This is a genomic window from Aminobacterium sp. UBA4987, assembly GCF_002396985.1.
GTDB lineage: Bacteria > Synergistota > Synergistia > Synergistales > Aminobacteriaceae > Aminobacterium > Aminobacterium colombiense.
The window spans coordinates 102,061-116,045 of the sequence record NZ_DGZF01000008.1 but is presented as its reverse complement, the minus strand read 5'-3'; the positions used below and the strand labels follow the sequence as shown (position 1 = coordinate 116,045).

The following is a 13,985-nucleotide window of genomic DNA, read 5'->3' as shown; positions in this document are numbered from 1 at the left end:
TGCTTACTTTGTTGAGCTAAAATGGCTTGTTTTAGAAATAATTTTTTTAAAGCATGAGAAAAAGAAGTCTTTCCCGCGCAAAAAACGGGAAAGACTTCTTTTTACGTGTTATTATATTGCGGGTTTTAAAAAAAGGTACGTGGGGGGTTAAAAGAAATGAAAATTGCTATAGGCTCAGACCACGCTGGATTTCCCGTAAAATCCGCCCTAAAAGCCCATCTTTGCGAAAAAGGGCATGAGGTTATTGATTTTGGGACAGACAGCGATAGTGTTTCGTGTGATTATCCTGATGTGGCTTTTGCTGTTGCTCAAAGTGTTGCAGCAAGGGAAGCGGAGCGCGGTATTCTCGTTTGCGGCAGCGGTATAGGGATGTCAATTGCTGCAAATAAGGTTCCGGGGGCTTACGCAGCCCTATGTAACACACCAGAACTAGCAACTTTAAGCAGACAACATAACAACGCTAATATTCTCTCCCTGGGTGGACGGATTATCTCTGAACTCCAGGCTTATGAAATAGCTGACCTCTGGCTTGATACTGATTTTGAAGGGGATCGCCACGAGCGTAGGGTAAGTAAAATAAAGCAATTCGAAGAAAAATTCGCCCCTACATACTCAAGTAGCGGCGAAGGACGAATAGTCATTCTCGATCACCCCCTTGTCCGACACAAAGTAAGTATTATTCGTGATAAAAACACGTCAGTAAAAGAATTTAGAGAGCTTGTACAAGAGATCGCAGGACTTATGGTCTATGAAATTACTCGTGACCTGCCCCTTGTAAAAATAGAAATAGAAACCCCTATAGAGAAAACCATCGGTTATACCCTAGAAGGGAAAAAATTAGCAATCGTTCCTGTGCTTCGGGCCGGGCTTGGGATGGTAGACGGGATTCTGCAAGTCATCCCCAATGCCAAAGTTGGACACATTGGCCTGTATCGCGACCCCGAAACCCTAGAACCCGTTGAATATTATTGTAAACTACCAAGCGATATTAACGAACGTGATATATTTATCCTTGATCCGATGCTGGCAACAGGGGGGTCTGCAGCAGCAGCCATCAGCCTTGTTAAGTCAAGAGGCGCACGCAAAGTAACCCTTGTCTGCCTAATTGCTGCGCCGGAGGGTGTGGAACGAGTTCACCAAACCCATCCAGACGTGGATATTTATGCCGCAGCCCTTGATAATTACCTCAATGATCGTGGATATATTGTACCTGGTCTGGGTGATGCCGGTGATAGACTCTTTGGTACTAAGTAAATCGGAGTGCTGCTGTGCTTCGCCTTATATTTATATGTATTCTTATGATGGGGTGGGGAGCCGGAATGACCCCTCTCTCCATGAAATTATCCAATAGATATAGAATTCTCGACGTCCCTGGAGGAAGAAAGATCCACTTGGGCAATATTCCCAGGGGCGCAGGTATTGTTTTGTGGATGGGCTATTTATTATGGATCCTTCTTTGTGCCCCAGAAAGCTTTTTTCTCAAACTTTTATCAATAGGCGCAACTATTGTTTTTCTTTGCGGCTACTGGGATGATATAAAACCATTAAATCCTAAGATTAGATTAATCCTGCATCTTTTTGCTGCCACCTTCGTGCTTTTGCTTTTTAATATACCATTTTCTCATCGGTTGCTGCTCATAGTCTGGATTGCTGGTGTAACAAGCGCCTACAACATCATTGACGGGTTAAACGGGCTTTGTCTTTTTATGTTCATAATTGCGGCTCTTATGGCTTCCCGGTTTGGGCCCCCTGAAATCTGGTGGCCAATAGCAGCTGCGGCAGTAGGAGTTCTACACTGGAATTTTCCTCAAGCCAGAACGTTCCTCGGAGATGGAGGCAGCACTTTATTAGGTTATCTTTTTGCTTCACAGCTTATTTTCAGTTTTTATCAAAGCGGAAATTATTCTCGCATTTCCGCTAGTGAGCTAGCCTTATTGCTGTTACTATGGGGGGGAGTCCCAGTTGTCGACACGCTTGCCTCCATCCTTCGCAGAATCATAGATGGCAGCTCGCCCTTTATGCCTGACCGTGGACACCTGCACCATAGATTGCTTGATCGCGGGTTGTCATCAATAGCCACTCTGTGCATCATGGCACTTCTTCATTGGGCTTTGCTTGAGCTAGGAATGTTCTTTTATGGATGGTTCACTTTGTAAGGTCAAGGAGGAAAAAATGACTCGCACTATTATTTGTGTTATAGGAACAAGACCGGAAGCCATAAAGATGGCACCGGTCATTCTCACTTTGAAAAAAAGCACTGCCTACCGAACCCTTGTACTCGCAACGGGACAACACTCTGATATGCTTGATCAGGCTCTTTCTTTTTTTGACATACATGCCGATGAAAATTTACAAATTATGAAAGCTCGCCAAACTCTTGACCATATTACCTCCCGTGTTCTCGTTGGCACTGGTGAGATTTACGATAAAGAAAAACCTGACCTTGTCTTGGTCCATGGCGACACAACGACAACCTTGGGCGCATCGATGTCAGCCTTTTACAGAAAAATCCCAGTGGGACATGTAGAAGCGGGGCTGCGCAGCGGGAATCTTGAGCAGCCCTTCCCAGAAGAAGCTAATCGAGTTATTACAGATCGCCTGGCAACTCTTTTCTTTGCCCCCACAGATAGGGCAAAGCACAATCTACTTTCTGAAAACGTAGCGGAAGAGCGTATTTTCGTAACGGGAAATACTGTAATAGACGCTCTTGCCTGGACCCTTAGGCAAAATCGAGGCCATGCCCCGCAAAAAGAGTATTCTTTGCCCGAGGATGCGCCTCTTGTCCTTATGACAGCTCACCGAAGGGAATCATGGGGCGAACCCCTAAAAGAAATATGTAAGGCAATTAAACATCTTTTAACCGAGCTTCCTCATGTTTATTTTTTAATTCCACTCCACAAAAACCCTGCGGTGAGAGATGTTATAAAGTCTTGTCTTGGCAAAAGTGAACGGGTTGTTTTTACAGATCCCCTTGATTACCCAGATTTTATACAGGCAATGAACCGTAGTTATCTTATATTGAGCGATAGTGGAGGCGTTCAGGAGGAAGCCTCGTTTCTGAAGAAACCAGTACTTATCATGAGAAATCTTTCTGAACGGCCGGAAGCTATCGATGAGGGAACCGGAATTCTGGTGGGAACAGATAAGGAAAAAATTATTTTTGAAACACTTCGGCTTTTCTCTAATAAGAGGGAATATGATAATCTTGTTGCAGAAAGCAAAAGCCCTTTTGGAGATGGAACTGCCGCAGAAAAAATAGAAAAACATATTTTCAATTTCTTTAATCCAGGGAATATCGTTTAAAATAGATGCAATTTATTTATGCCTTTATATTGTGACCAGGAGTGATCGCAGTGGACTATAAAATGAAAATTACAGGTGGAGTTCCTCTTCGTGGGAAAATTGAAGCTCAGGGAGCTAAGAATGCTGCTCTCCCCATAATGGCAGCATCTCTTCTTCTTAAAAGCGGAACGCTCAATATACGCAAAGTTCCTCGTCTCCATGATGTTTTAACTATGGCAGATCTTTTGCGGGGACTCGGTGCTGAGATACAATATGAAAAAGGAGAAATGTCTATCTCTATTCCCGATGATCTCTCTTGGGAAACCCCCTCCAATTTGGTACGTAAAATGCGTGCTTCATCATTGGTTCTTGGTCCCCTTCTGGCACGTTGCGGACGTGCAGTCTTACCATTGCCAGGCGGCTGTTCCATAGGAAGCCGTCCTATTGACCTTCATCTGAAAGGCCTTTCCCGCATGGGAGCATCAATTGATTTGGTCCATGGTGCTGTTCATGCTACTGCAAACGGATTGAAAGGTTGTCGTATCTATCTTGATTTTCCCTCTGTCGGTGCAACAGAAAATCTTCTTATGGCAGCTGTCTTTGCAGAAGGGGAAACCATTCTGGAAAACACTGCGCGAGAACCGGAAATTACTAATCTTGTCCAAACGTTGAAGTCAATGGGAGCTATTATTGAAGAGGAAGGAACCGGGGTTATTCGAATTAAAGGCGTAGACGAGCTTCACGATGCAGAAACGATAGTTATTCCTGACCGTATAGAAACTTGCACCTACATTTTGGCAAGTATTATGACAGGTGGAGAAATTGAGATCGAGAATGTTATACCTCAACATATCGATTCTCTTATAGCAAAATTAGAAGAGGGCGGAGCATCTTTCACAGTAAAGAATGATTCTGTTATTGTTCACCCTATAAAACGGCTAAAGGCCGTTTCACTGAAAACCATGCCCTACCCGGGCTTCCCAACAGACTTGCAGCCTCAGATTATGGCTACTCTTGCCCTCGCCGATGGAGCGAGCGTGATCCAGGAAGGAGTCTTCCAGGCACGTTTTCTTCATGTAAGCGAGCTCAACCGCATGGGAGCTAGAATAGAGTTGCAGGGCAACACCGCTGTGGTTACAGGAGTTGAGCACCTTGTGGGAGCCGATGTAAGCGCTACGGATTTAAGAGCTGGAGCGGCCCTCATCCTTGCAGGTCTGGCCGCAAAGGACGAAACCAGCGTGTACCATATAGGCCATGTGTGGCGAGGGTATGAAGATATGGATAAGAAACTCCAACAATTGGGAGGGCAAGTTGAAATTATGCCTACAGAATCTGTGGGGACAAAGGTCAACGGAGCTGTCATGAAGGAAGAATCCTAATCAGTGGCTCTTTTCCAAACTGCTGAAAGTTTGTTTTGACTTAGGATATAACACCTCGTTACGGGATGAGAAGGATTCTTCATCCCGTTTTACGTATATTATTAAAGAAAAACTTGAATGGTACCTGTTCTTTAAAATAGTGTCTTGGCAGAGAGATAAGAAGAATGGGTTTATACAGCTCATAAACACTTTAAGCAGAGAAGCCATGGCGTGGAACTAAATTAAACCAGATTTCACCAAATTGCTCCAATACTGGTAAAATTAGTATTAAGAGATCAAACCGATAATTTCTCTTGCAGGGGCTTTATCAGGAAAACCGCAGGGGCAATTTGACCTGTTATAAAGAACATTTCCTGACTATATTGAACAGGGTGATGAATAAATTGGATTCAACAACAGCAAGAAACTCTCTTCAAATGATACACGTTATAGCTTTCGTAGGGCCGGCTGGTACAGGTAAAAGTCAAAGGGCCCAGTACGTAGCAACGGACAATAACGTTGACTATATTATAGATGACGGGCTGGTCATTGCGCGTGGCAGAATTATGACAGGGAAAAGTGCCAAGTCAGAAAAGAATCTTGTCAGAGCCATTCGTCGTGCCCTCTTCGAATTTCCCGAACATAGAGAAGAAGTTGTTTCTTTTCTAGAAAAACAGGCGCCCTGTACCGTGATGATTATCGCTACATCCACGGCTATGGCTTTGAAGATCGTGCGTATCCTTAATCTTCCTCAACCAGAAAGATTTATCCATATAGGTGATGTGGCATCAGCAGAGGACATTAAAAGCGCACGTAAAGAGCGCTTGACCAAAGGTCAGCACGTCATTCCTGTGTCAAGGGCTCAAATAAGACGAAACTTTGCCGGCAAGCTTGTGGGGCATCTTCGAGACCTTTTCAAAACTGTTGACAAGGAAGAAGGGGAACGTACCATCGTGCGCCCTCCTTTTAATTTTTACGGAGAACTAAGCATTGAACCTCAGGCCATTATAGATATTGTGAGATATCTTACAGAACGGACTGGGCAGGTAAGGGCCATTCAGGATATTAAAGTCCGCCCCATCGATGATGCCATAGAAATTACAGTAACGGTAACCTTATCCCTTGGAACTGTCACCTTTCGCACTATAGGGGAGAGAATCCGCTGGAAAAGCGCCAAGGCCGTACGGTATTTTACAGGCATGGACATTAGAGAAGTTAACGTTCTGATAAATGGAGTGTTCTTAGAATGACAGAAAAAACATGCTACATTCCAACTGGAGAAGATATAAAAAAAGCACAGAAACTTGCGTGGAAAGAATTAATACAGCAAATATCCTCATGCAGCAAATGCGGATTGCACAAAACAAGAATATCTACAGTTCCTGGTGAAGGAAGCACAAAAACACTTTTGATGCTTGTAGGGGAAGGTCCTGGAGAAGAGGAGGACGAACAAGGCAAACCTTTTGTCGGCAAAGCTGGACAGCTTTTAACGAAAATATTAAAAGCCGCAGCCATTTCCAGAAAAGATGTATATATAACCAATGTGGTCAAATGCCGGCCCCCCCACAATAGGGTTCCTGCAATTGAGGAAATGATGACTTGCAATATGTATCTGGAGGCCCAAATAGCCCTTATCTGCCCATCTATTATCTTGTGTCTCGGGAATACCCCAACTAAGTGGTTTCTCAAAACATCTGAGGGAATAAGCAATCTTAGGGGAAGATGGTTCAAATGGAGGGAAATTGATCTCATGCCAATTTTTCATCCTAGTTATCTTCTGAGAAATGAATCTAGAAAAAAAGGCAGTCCTAAAGACCTGACATGGCAGGATATTCGCGCTGTGAAAGAGAAATTAGACCAGTTATCCCCCAGGGAGGGCCAATGACAACATGTCACTTAAACATATAGCTATCATTATGGATGGAAATGGGAGATGGGCAAAAAAACGCCATCTTCCTCGGCTGTTGGGCCATCGTGCGGGGGTTAAAGCGGTAGAACGCACAGTTAGAGCGGCAGCGGATTTTGGCATTCCTTATCTTTCGCTATACGCCTTCTCCACAGAGAACTGGAAGCGCCCACAAACCGAAGTAAAAGGACTTATGTCCCTTTTTCGATATTACATTAATAAAAAAGTGCTGGAACTTGTAAAGGAAGATGTTCGCCTTCGCTTCGCAGGAAGGATAAAGGAGTTGCCGAAAGACATTCAAGAAATTATCCATGAGGCAGAAAATGAAACAGAAAAAGGACAACGCCTTCAGCTTATAGTTTGTTTGAATTATGGTGGTCGGCAAGAAATAGTGGATGCAGTTCAAAAGTTACTAAAAGATGGATATAAAGGAGAGGTCACAGAAGAAACCATACGATCTCATCTATATTTGCCTGATCTTCCAGACCCTGATCTAATTATTCGAACGAGCGGAGAATATCGTCTCAGTAATTTTTGGCTTTGGGAAGGAAGTTATAGCGAATTCTACTTTTCATCCCTGTTATGGCCCGATTTCAACAAAGAGGCATTGCAAGAAGCTATACTTTCCTACGAAAAGAGGGATCGACGTTATGGCGGCATTCAACGATAAAACTAAGGAGCTCGCGATACGCTCTTCTAGCGGGCTCGTTCTCGCATCTATCATACTCTTCTCTATTTTTCTGGGAGGCAATTACTGGTTTGCTGTTGCGTCATTGATAGGTCTTCTCTCTTTATGGGAATTCTATCAGCTTCTATCAAAAAAATTTCGTGTCTCCAAAGGAATCGGACTTTTAGCTGGAGGCCTTATATTACTTGCCTCTGCAGAACATTTTCGTCCTATTTCTATTTTAATGGTTTTGACACTAACAGCTTTTATATTGCTGCTGATCGAAATTTTGCGCCGGCAGTTTTCCCATTCCAGCTACGCTATATGGAATTTAGGCGGAACCCTTTCCGGCCTTATTTATATTATCTTCCCCTGGAGCTTTATGGTCCTTTTACGAGCCCTTCCTCTCGGAAGACTCTTGCTTTTCACTCTCTTTTTTTGCACATGGAGTTGCGATGTAGCGGCCTACCTTGTAGGATCACAGTGGGGGAAAAACAAGTTTTGTGAAGCAGTCAGCCCTAAAAAGACATGGGAAGGCTTCGGCGGAGGAGTTGGGGGAAGCATTCTTGCTTCGGTACTTATAGCCTATTACAGCGCTATGCCTCCATTCCCATTTCTATATATTGGGATAATATGTGGGTTCGCCGGACAATTGGGAGACCTTGGGGAGTCTCTTATAAAAAGAGAAGTGGAAGTGAAAGACAGTGGCCGGCTTATACCAGGCCATGGCGGGGTACTTGATCGTTTTGACAGCATTCTTATTAATGGAACCCTTACATTCTTTCTGTTTGGAGTGATTCTTGGTTGAGCAAAAATCCTTGCCGTATAGCTCTTATAGGCGCAACTGGCAGTGTGGGGTCGTCTGTTCTCGATATTTGCAGGGCGTTCCCCGAAAAATTTAAGATAATTTTTCTTGTAGCCCATCGCAATACCAAAAAAATGAACGATCTCATTCATGAGTTTCATCCAATAGGAGCTGCCCTGACAGATCGGGAAGCAGCTTCAGTTTTGCGTACACTTCAAAGTGAAGTACCTGTTTATGAAACAGATGATGACCTGGAATATATTGTAACCCACCCCGAAATAGATCATGTCGTCTTTGCATCCTCAGGCACAGCAGCTATTAAAGCCCTTCAAAAAGCCCTTCTGGCTGATAAGAACGTTTCTCTGGCCAATAAAGAAAGTATTGTAGTAGCCGCACCATGGGTTATGCCCCAGGTGCAGCGCACAGATCAGCTTCGTCCACTTGATAGCGAACATAATGCCATATGGCAATGCCTGCAAGGAGAGGACAAACAAACTGTAGAAGAAATTTACCTTACTGCGTCCGGCGGTCCATTCAGAGCTTACGATCAGGAAGCTCTAAGGCATGTCACACCTGAAATGGCACTGGCTCATCCTGTTTGGGATATGGGATACAAAGTGAGTATAGACAGTGCCACCCTTATGAATAAAGGTATAGAGATAATAGAGGCTATGTATTTATTTGATCTAGAACATACTCAGGTAAAAGCCGTTATTTGTCCCGGCTCGATTGTCCATGGTATTGTGCGTTTTACAGACGGCACTCTTAAAATGGCCGCCTCTACTCCAGACATGCGCCTTGCCGCGGCAACTGCGTTAAGTTACCCAGGACGTTTACGTTTATCCACATTGCCTCAGGTTATGCCTCTTTCAGTCCATTCCCTTACGGTACAATTCTATCCACCAGACGAAAAGTTATTTCCTTGTCTGGCTCTCGCTAAGGAAGCAGCGCGGAAAAAAGGTCCCTATCCGTCCCTTCTCGTGGGAGCTGATGAAGTAGCAGTTGACGCTTTTTTAAGAAAAGAGATAAGTTTTACGCAAATTTCCCTAGTGATAGAGCAGGTTCTATCGAGTTATAATGATAATGCACCACAAACCCTTGAAGAATGCCTTATAATTTTAGAGAGAGGGAGAGAGAGTGCCCGAGCATTGATAAGAAGTGCTGGCAGGTGCGGTAAGGAGAGAAAATCTTATGATCGTTAGTTTATTATCCTTTCTTTTAGTCATCGGTATTTGCGTTGTCACTCACGAATATGGACACTATAGAACCGCAAAGGCCTGCGGAGTTCAGGTTCACGAGTTTGCCTTCGGGATGGGTCCGGTACTTTGGCAAAAGAAGGGACGGGAGACCTTGTGGTCAATTAGAGCCTTCCCTGTAGGCGGGTTTGTCCGTCTTGCCGGAATGGACGAGGAACAACCGGGGGAAAAGGTTAAAGAAGGGAAAGGCTTCAACGATAAGAAAGCATGGCAGCGCTTTTTTATTCTTTTAAATGGACCTTTGGTCAATATCCTTCTGGCCATGGCCCTAACCGCTATATTCCTTTCTGCCCATGGGGTCATCGATATGAGCTCTCCTGTAGTAGGGGACATTATGGAAAATCTTCCTGCTCAACACATTGAACTGCAGCCCGGTGATATTATACGAACTGTCAATGGCATACACGTTTCAGATTGGCCCAGCATGGCTAAAGCTATTCGTGATAAGGCAAAAGAGGGCCCCGTTACCCTTGAAATTGAAAGGGACGGACAGTTGCTCTTAAAGGAAGTCGCAATACCGTATTCAGCAAAATATGGGGCGCAATTACTGGGCATTCGGCCACCAATGATGCGTTATGGCCTTTTATCGGCCTGGACCAACGCCTTTTCTTACACTGTGAACATGAGTGTAGAAATGATACAAGGGATCGTCAGATGGGTTCTGCAGACCCAGGACGTGGACGTTTCCGGCCCTATTGGCATTGCCACTATGGCAGGAGAGGCCGCAAAACAGGGCATATGGCCCTTTATTTCTTTCCTATCCCTCATCAACCTTAATCTGGGATTAATAAACCTCTTCCCTTTTCCTGCCCTTGACGGTGGGCGCCTTGTTTTTATAGTGGGGGAAATAGTTACTAAAAAGCGCCTTCCCGAACGTATTGAAAACTTTATTCATCTTGCTGGATTTATATTGCTGATCACATTGATTCTTTTTATAACATGGAAAGACATCAGCAAAATTTTTAATCTATAGTATATCGAGGAATTGTTATGAGTATGGAATATCACCATGTCAAAATAAAGGGTCTAAAAATAGGACAAAACGCCCCTGTGCGGGTTGAAAGCATGCTCAAAGAGCCTCTATCAGACTACAACAAGGCCCTGGGGCAATGCGAGGCATTACAGGATGCAGGATGCGAGCTACTTCGCGTAGCTTTTCCCCATGCAGATCTGAAGGCAGAGCTTTCACAATTGAATAAAGATTTAGATATGGCTGTAATGGCGGATATCCACTTTGACCCCGACCTTGCTATAGAAGCTATAGATGCCGGATGCCCCGCTATTCGAATTAATCCTGGGAACATGTCGCCTTTCAAGCTGCAGAAACTAATAGAAGTAGCCCTTGAAAGAGACATTGTTATAAGGGTAGGGGCCAATAGCGGTTCAATTAATTATCGCCAATTGCTGGAAGCTCAGGGAGACCGTGCATTGGCCCTGGTAATAGCAGTAGAGGAACAGTTAAATTTATTGCTAAAAGAAAACTTTGGGCGTATTATCCTTTCTGCAAAATCAACAGATGTGAAAGAAACAGTCAGGGCCAATCTTATGTTGAGTGAAAAATACCCTCATCTTCCTCTCCATATAGGAATAACAGAAGCAGGCCCTGGCATAACAGGTCTTGTTCGCAGTGCAGCTGGAATAGGCCTTATGCTTGCTCAGGGGGTGGGAAACACAATAAGGGTCAGTCTGACAGGCGATCCAGTGGACGAAGTGGAGGCCGGATACGAGATTTTGCGTACTCTTGGTTTGAGAGAGCATGGAGTACACCTCATCTCCTGCCCGACCTGCGGCCGGCGCCGTATTGATGTTGCCTCAATAGTCGAACGTATAAAACCTTTTTTAAAAGATTTCCCTGATGGTCTGACCTTTGCTGTTATGGGATGTGAGGTCAACGGCCCCCAGGAAGCAAAAAGTGCGGACATCGGTATTGCGGGGTCGCCTTCCGGAATGATCTTGTTTACAAAGGGACATGTTGTGGGGGAGTGCTCTCTTGATGAAATACCCCACAAATTAGTTTTATTAGTGGAATCGTTGAAGAAAAACAGAGAAATAGATAAATAAGGATAAAGAGGGGAGAGACAGCTATGCCATTGAGTCTCAAGGGAAGACATTTTTTGACACTGAAAGATTTTACAGAACAGGAAATTTATTATCTCCTTGATCTTGCTACTCAATTAAAAGCCAAAAAAAGAGCCGGCATCCGAGGAAACTTACTACAAGGGAAAAACATTGCCCTCCTCTTCGAAAAATCTTCGACCCGCACCCGCTGTGCTTTTACAGTAGCATGTATAGATGAAGGGGGACACGCTGAGTACCTTGGCAAAAACGATATTCATCTAGGCGGCAAGGAAGATGTCAAGGACACTGCCCGCGTCTTGGGAAGAATGTTTGACGGCATTGAATATAGGGGTTTTAAACAGTCTTTCGTTGAAGAGCTGGCTGCCTATGCTGGCGTTCCCGTCTGGAACGGCCTCACTGATACATATCACCCCACCCAGATCCTTGCTGATTTTTTGACTTTACAAGAAAATTTTGGAACGAATCTTCAGGGACTTCGCCTTGTATATGCTGGAGACGGCAGGAATAACATGGCCAATTCTCTTATGATAGGCTCCGCAAAACTTGGACTCCATTTTGTTATTTGTTCTCCCTCCACTCTTTTCCCTGAAAGAGAACTTTATGCTGAATGCCAGGCAATGGCAGCAAAAACTGGAGGAAGCATTTCCCTTATAGAAGACCCAAATGAAGCCGTTGTTGGCGCTCACGCAATCTATACTGACGTTTGGGCTTCCATGGGAGAAGAAGCCCAGCAAGCAGAGAGAGAAGCGTTACTACGGCCTTATCAGGTCAATGCCCAGCTCATGAAAGCTACAAAAAGGAATGATACAATTTTTCTCCATTGCTTACCGGCTTACAAAGAGAAGGAAGTAACAGAAGAGGTTTTTGAGTCAAGGGCATCAAAAGTTTTTGATGAGGCTGAAAACCGCCTCCACTCTATTAAAGCTGTGATAGTGGCCACAATAGGAAACTTGTAATTCTCTTGATAAATAAACCCCTGTGGGGTATGATGTCAGTAAGAATGAATGGTTAGGAGGAATACATTTGGAACAAACAAAGAGGGTTTTTCGTTGTGCTTCCTGCGGAAAGATTTTTGAGCAAGAGGGCAGAGATTCTTCCATTAAGTGCCCTGAGTGCAGGGGGAAAATCCTCATTCTATTAGAAGGGGAAACTCTTGGCAAAAAACGGTGCGGAGGATCCTGCGGATCCTGCTCATCTGGCTGAGGTGTTTAATAAGTGAGGGGCGGCAGGATGCCGCCCTTTTTTCATTTACACTGTCGTTGTAATAACAGGATCTGCCGTATTAATGCCTTTGATGGAAGAAATAGCCTTTACGAATTCCCGAATCTCTTTGGCAGAACCACGTAAAACAATGGCTTCGAGGCAATGGGCATGATCAAGATGAACATGGGATGTACAGACAATGACATCCCCAAAATCGTGTTGAACATTGGTCAGCTCTGCAGATATATCATGGGAATGATGGTCATAAAGAATAGTGAGCGTTCCAAAAACTGTCCCCGTACCTTCTTCCCATCGGTTTCTTGAAATAGACTGTCTGATGAGTTGCCGTAATGCATTTGAGCGATTAGGCATTCCTGACCTTTTTATCCAATGGTCAAACTCTTCCAGCAATGACTCTGGTACAGCGACCCCAAACCTTACTAGTTTCTCCAATGCTAAGCAGCCTCCTCATATAGTCTTAGTTGACACCATTATAAATGATAAAAAAGGATTCTAACCCTTGAATAAATCTGTGATCATGAGGTGGTTTCATGTTAAAATTGGTAGTCCTGTCCCTCTATGCAGATGTCCCTGTCCTCTGATGAAGGGCTATATATGCTAGAATGAGATAAAACGGAGAAGGAAGGAAAGTGAATTTATAATGCAAACATATGTTCGCTCTCCGGAAACAATTGTTGCCGCTATAGAAAAATGGCTGGAGGAAAAAGCTTCTGCGGCAAAGGCTAAAGGTTGTGTTGTTGGGCTAAGCGGGGGAATAGATTCTGCCCTTGTAGCTGTACTTTTAAGAAGGGCTTTTGGCACCAATATGCTTGGAGTCATAATGCCATGCCATAGCCTTTCAGAAGACCAGCAGGATGCAGAAAAATTAATAGAACTGTTTTCCATCCCATCCACTATAGTAGACATTACCGCCACCTATGACACCCTTGTTCAACGTCTTAAAGAGACTAATGTCTACATTAACCCTTTAGCCCTAGCGAACATTAAACCGAGGCTAAGGATGACAACCCTTTATGCCCTTGCTCAATCAATGGGTTACCTTGTCTGCGGAACCAGCAACAAAGCAGAGATTGTTGCCGGCTACTTCACCAAGCATGGCGACTCAGGTGCAGACATCTGGCCTTTGGGGGATCTTTTGAAAGAAGAGGTTCGAGAAACCTCCACATTTCTAGGGATACCTGAGGAAATTGTTTACAAGCCCCCTTCAGCAGGCCTCTGGAAAGGACAAACTGACGAAGCAGAAATGGGTCTTACCTATGATGAGATAGATTCATATATTGCAACAGGAAACGTAAAAGAGGAAGTTAGGAAACGCATAGAAGAACGCTACCGCGGCTCAGCCCACAAACGGGAGCTGCCGCCGGTTTGTATTATACCGAAAAAATAATGAATTAGAATTTTATAGAAG

The 13,985-nt window shown here is 44.2% G+C and carries 15 protein-coding genes; 14 read left to right on the top strand and 1 reads right to left on the bottom strand.

Features of this window, described 5'->3' with window-relative positions; all coding sequences use genetic code 11:
- Positions 1–156 precede the first annotated feature (156 nt).
- The 13 genes from upp (at position 157) to B2U56_RS03970 (ending at position 12,556) form a co-directional block, all read left to right on the top strand.
- Complete coding sequence (upp, locus tag B2U56_RS04030; protein WP_286952490.1) at positions 157–1,254, top strand: uracil phosphoribosyltransferase; 1,098 nt, start codon at positions 157–159, stop codon at positions 1,252–1,254.
- A 14-nt stretch (positions 1,255–1,268) separates the two neighbouring features.
- Entirely contained in the window at positions 1,269–2,156 is an 888-nt protein-coding gene (locus B2U56_RS04025) for a glycosyltransferase family 4 protein (RefSeq protein ID WP_286952488.1), read from the top strand.
- 16 nt (positions 2,157–2,172) lie between these two features.
- Positions 2,173–3,303, top strand: coding sequence for a non-hydrolyzing UDP-N-acetylglucosamine 2-epimerase (wecB, locus tag B2U56_RS04020; RefSeq protein ID WP_286952487.1), 1,131 nt, complete (start codon positions 2,173–2,175; stop codon positions 3,301–3,303).
- 50 nt (positions 3,304–3,353) lie between these two features.
- Complete coding sequence (gene murA, locus B2U56_RS04015; protein ID WP_286952486.1) at positions 3,354–4,661, top strand: UDP-N-acetylglucosamine 1-carboxyvinyltransferase; 1,308 nt, start codon at positions 3,354–3,356, stop codon at positions 4,659–4,661.
- Positions 4,662–5,035: 374 nt separating this feature from the next.
- On the top strand, positions 5,036–5,890 hold the full coding sequence (locus B2U56_RS04010; RefSeq protein ID WP_414631797.1) for a hypothetical protein: 855 nt from the start codon (positions 5,036–5,038) through the stop codon (positions 5,888–5,890).
- Positions 5,887–6,525, top strand: a complete 639-nt coding sequence (locus tag B2U56_RS04005; protein WP_286952484.1) for a uracil-DNA glycosylase — start codon at positions 5,887–5,889, stop codon at positions 6,523–6,525. The genes B2U56_RS04010 and B2U56_RS04005 overlap by 4 nt, the downstream gene beginning before the upstream one ends.
- 4 nt (positions 6,526–6,529) lie before the next feature.
- Positions 6,530–7,216 (top strand): isoprenyl transferase, encoded by a 687-nt coding sequence (locus tag B2U56_RS04000; RefSeq protein WP_286952482.1) that lies wholly within the window; start codon positions 6,530–6,532, stop codon positions 7,214–7,216.
- Complete coding sequence (locus tag B2U56_RS03995; protein WP_286952480.1) at positions 7,197–8,021, top strand: phosphatidate cytidylyltransferase; 825 nt, start codon at positions 7,197–7,199, stop codon at positions 8,019–8,021. Before B2U56_RS04000 ends, B2U56_RS03995 begins: the two co-directional genes overlap by 20 nt.
- On the top strand, positions 8,018–9,220 hold the full coding sequence (gene dxr / locus B2U56_RS03990) for a 1-deoxy-D-xylulose-5-phosphate reductoisomerase (RefSeq protein WP_286952478.1): 1,203 nt from the start codon (positions 8,018–8,020) through the stop codon (positions 9,218–9,220). The genes B2U56_RS03995 and dxr overlap by 4 nt, the downstream gene beginning before the upstream one ends.
- Positions 9,210–10,247 carry an RIP metalloprotease RseP gene (gene rseP / locus B2U56_RS03985; protein WP_286952476.1) on the top strand — a complete coding sequence of 346 codons (1,038 nt, stop codon included), beginning with the start codon at positions 9,210–9,212 and terminating at the stop codon, positions 10,245–10,247. The genes dxr and rseP overlap by 11 nt, the downstream gene beginning before the upstream one ends.
- 17 nt (positions 10,248–10,264) lie before the next feature.
- Complete coding sequence (gene ispG / locus B2U56_RS03980; protein ID WP_286952474.1) at positions 10,265–11,335, top strand: (E)-4-hydroxy-3-methylbut-2-enyl-diphosphate synthase; 1,071 nt, start codon at positions 10,265–10,267, stop codon at positions 11,333–11,335.
- Between the two features lie 23 nt (positions 11,336–11,358).
- The gene (argF, locus tag B2U56_RS03975; RefSeq protein ID WP_286952473.1) at positions 11,359–12,309 is read left to right on the top strand and encodes an ornithine carbamoyltransferase; all 951 of its coding nucleotides are present in this window, start codon (positions 11,359–11,361) and stop codon (positions 12,307–12,309) included.
- A 67-nt stretch (positions 12,310–12,376) separates the two neighbouring features.
- Entirely contained in the window at positions 12,377–12,556 is a 180-nt protein-coding gene (locus tag B2U56_RS03970; protein WP_286952471.1) for a hypothetical protein, read from the top strand.
- A 45-nt stretch (positions 12,557–12,601) separates the two neighbouring features.
- Here the strand turns inward: B2U56_RS03970 and nikR are convergent, their stop codons facing one another.
- Positions 12,602–13,009, bottom strand: a complete 408-nt coding sequence (gene nikR / locus B2U56_RS03965) for a nickel-responsive transcriptional regulator NikR (protein WP_286952469.1) — start codon at positions 13,007–13,009, stop codon at positions 12,602–12,604.
- Between the two features lie 208 nt (positions 13,010–13,217).
- Between nikR and nadE the strand changes: the two genes are divergently transcribed.
- Complete coding sequence (gene nadE, locus B2U56_RS03960) at positions 13,218–13,964, top strand: NAD(+) synthase (RefSeq protein WP_286952467.1); 747 nt, start codon at positions 13,218–13,220, stop codon at positions 13,962–13,964.
- The last annotated feature ends 21 nt before the right edge of the window (positions 13,965–13,985 follow it).

What these genes read in the sequence shown, in the direction of transcription:
- B2U56_RS04010 (WP_414631797.1), top strand. Translation starts at nt 5,036, where the DNA reads ATGAATAAATTGGATTCAACAACAGCAAGAAACTCTCTTCAAATGATA.
- B2U56_RS04005 (WP_286952484.1), top strand. Translation starts at nt 5,887, where the DNA reads ATGACAGAAAAAACATGCTACATTCCAACTGGAGAAGATATAAAAAAA.
- argF (WP_286952473.1), top strand. Translation starts at nt 11,359, where the DNA reads ATGCCATTGAGTCTCAAGGGAAGACATTTTTTGACACTGAAAGATTTT.
- wecB (WP_286952487.1), top strand. Translation starts at nt 2,173, where the DNA reads ATGACTCGCACTATTATTTGTGTTATAGGAACAAGACCGGAAGCCATA.
- nadE (WP_286952467.1), top strand. Translation starts at nt 13,218, where the DNA reads ATGCAAACATATGTTCGCTCTCCGGAAACAATTGTTGCCGCTATAGAA.
- ispG (WP_286952474.1), top strand. Translation starts at nt 10,265, where the DNA reads ATGAGTATGGAATATCACCATGTCAAAATAAAGGGTCTAAAAATAGGA.
- B2U56_RS03995 (WP_286952480.1), top strand. Translation starts at nt 7,197, where the DNA reads ATGGCGGCATTCAACGATAAAACTAAGGAGCTCGCGATACGCTCTTCT.
- upp (WP_286952490.1), top strand. Translation starts at nt 157, where the DNA reads ATGAAAATTGCTATAGGCTCAGACCACGCTGGATTTCCCGTAAAATCC.
- B2U56_RS04000 (WP_286952482.1), top strand. Translation starts at nt 6,530, where the DNA reads ATGTCACTTAAACATATAGCTATCATTATGGATGGAAATGGGAGATGG.
- rseP (WP_286952476.1), top strand. Translation starts at nt 9,210, where the DNA reads ATGATCGTTAGTTTATTATCCTTTCTTTTAGTCATCGGTATTTGCGTT.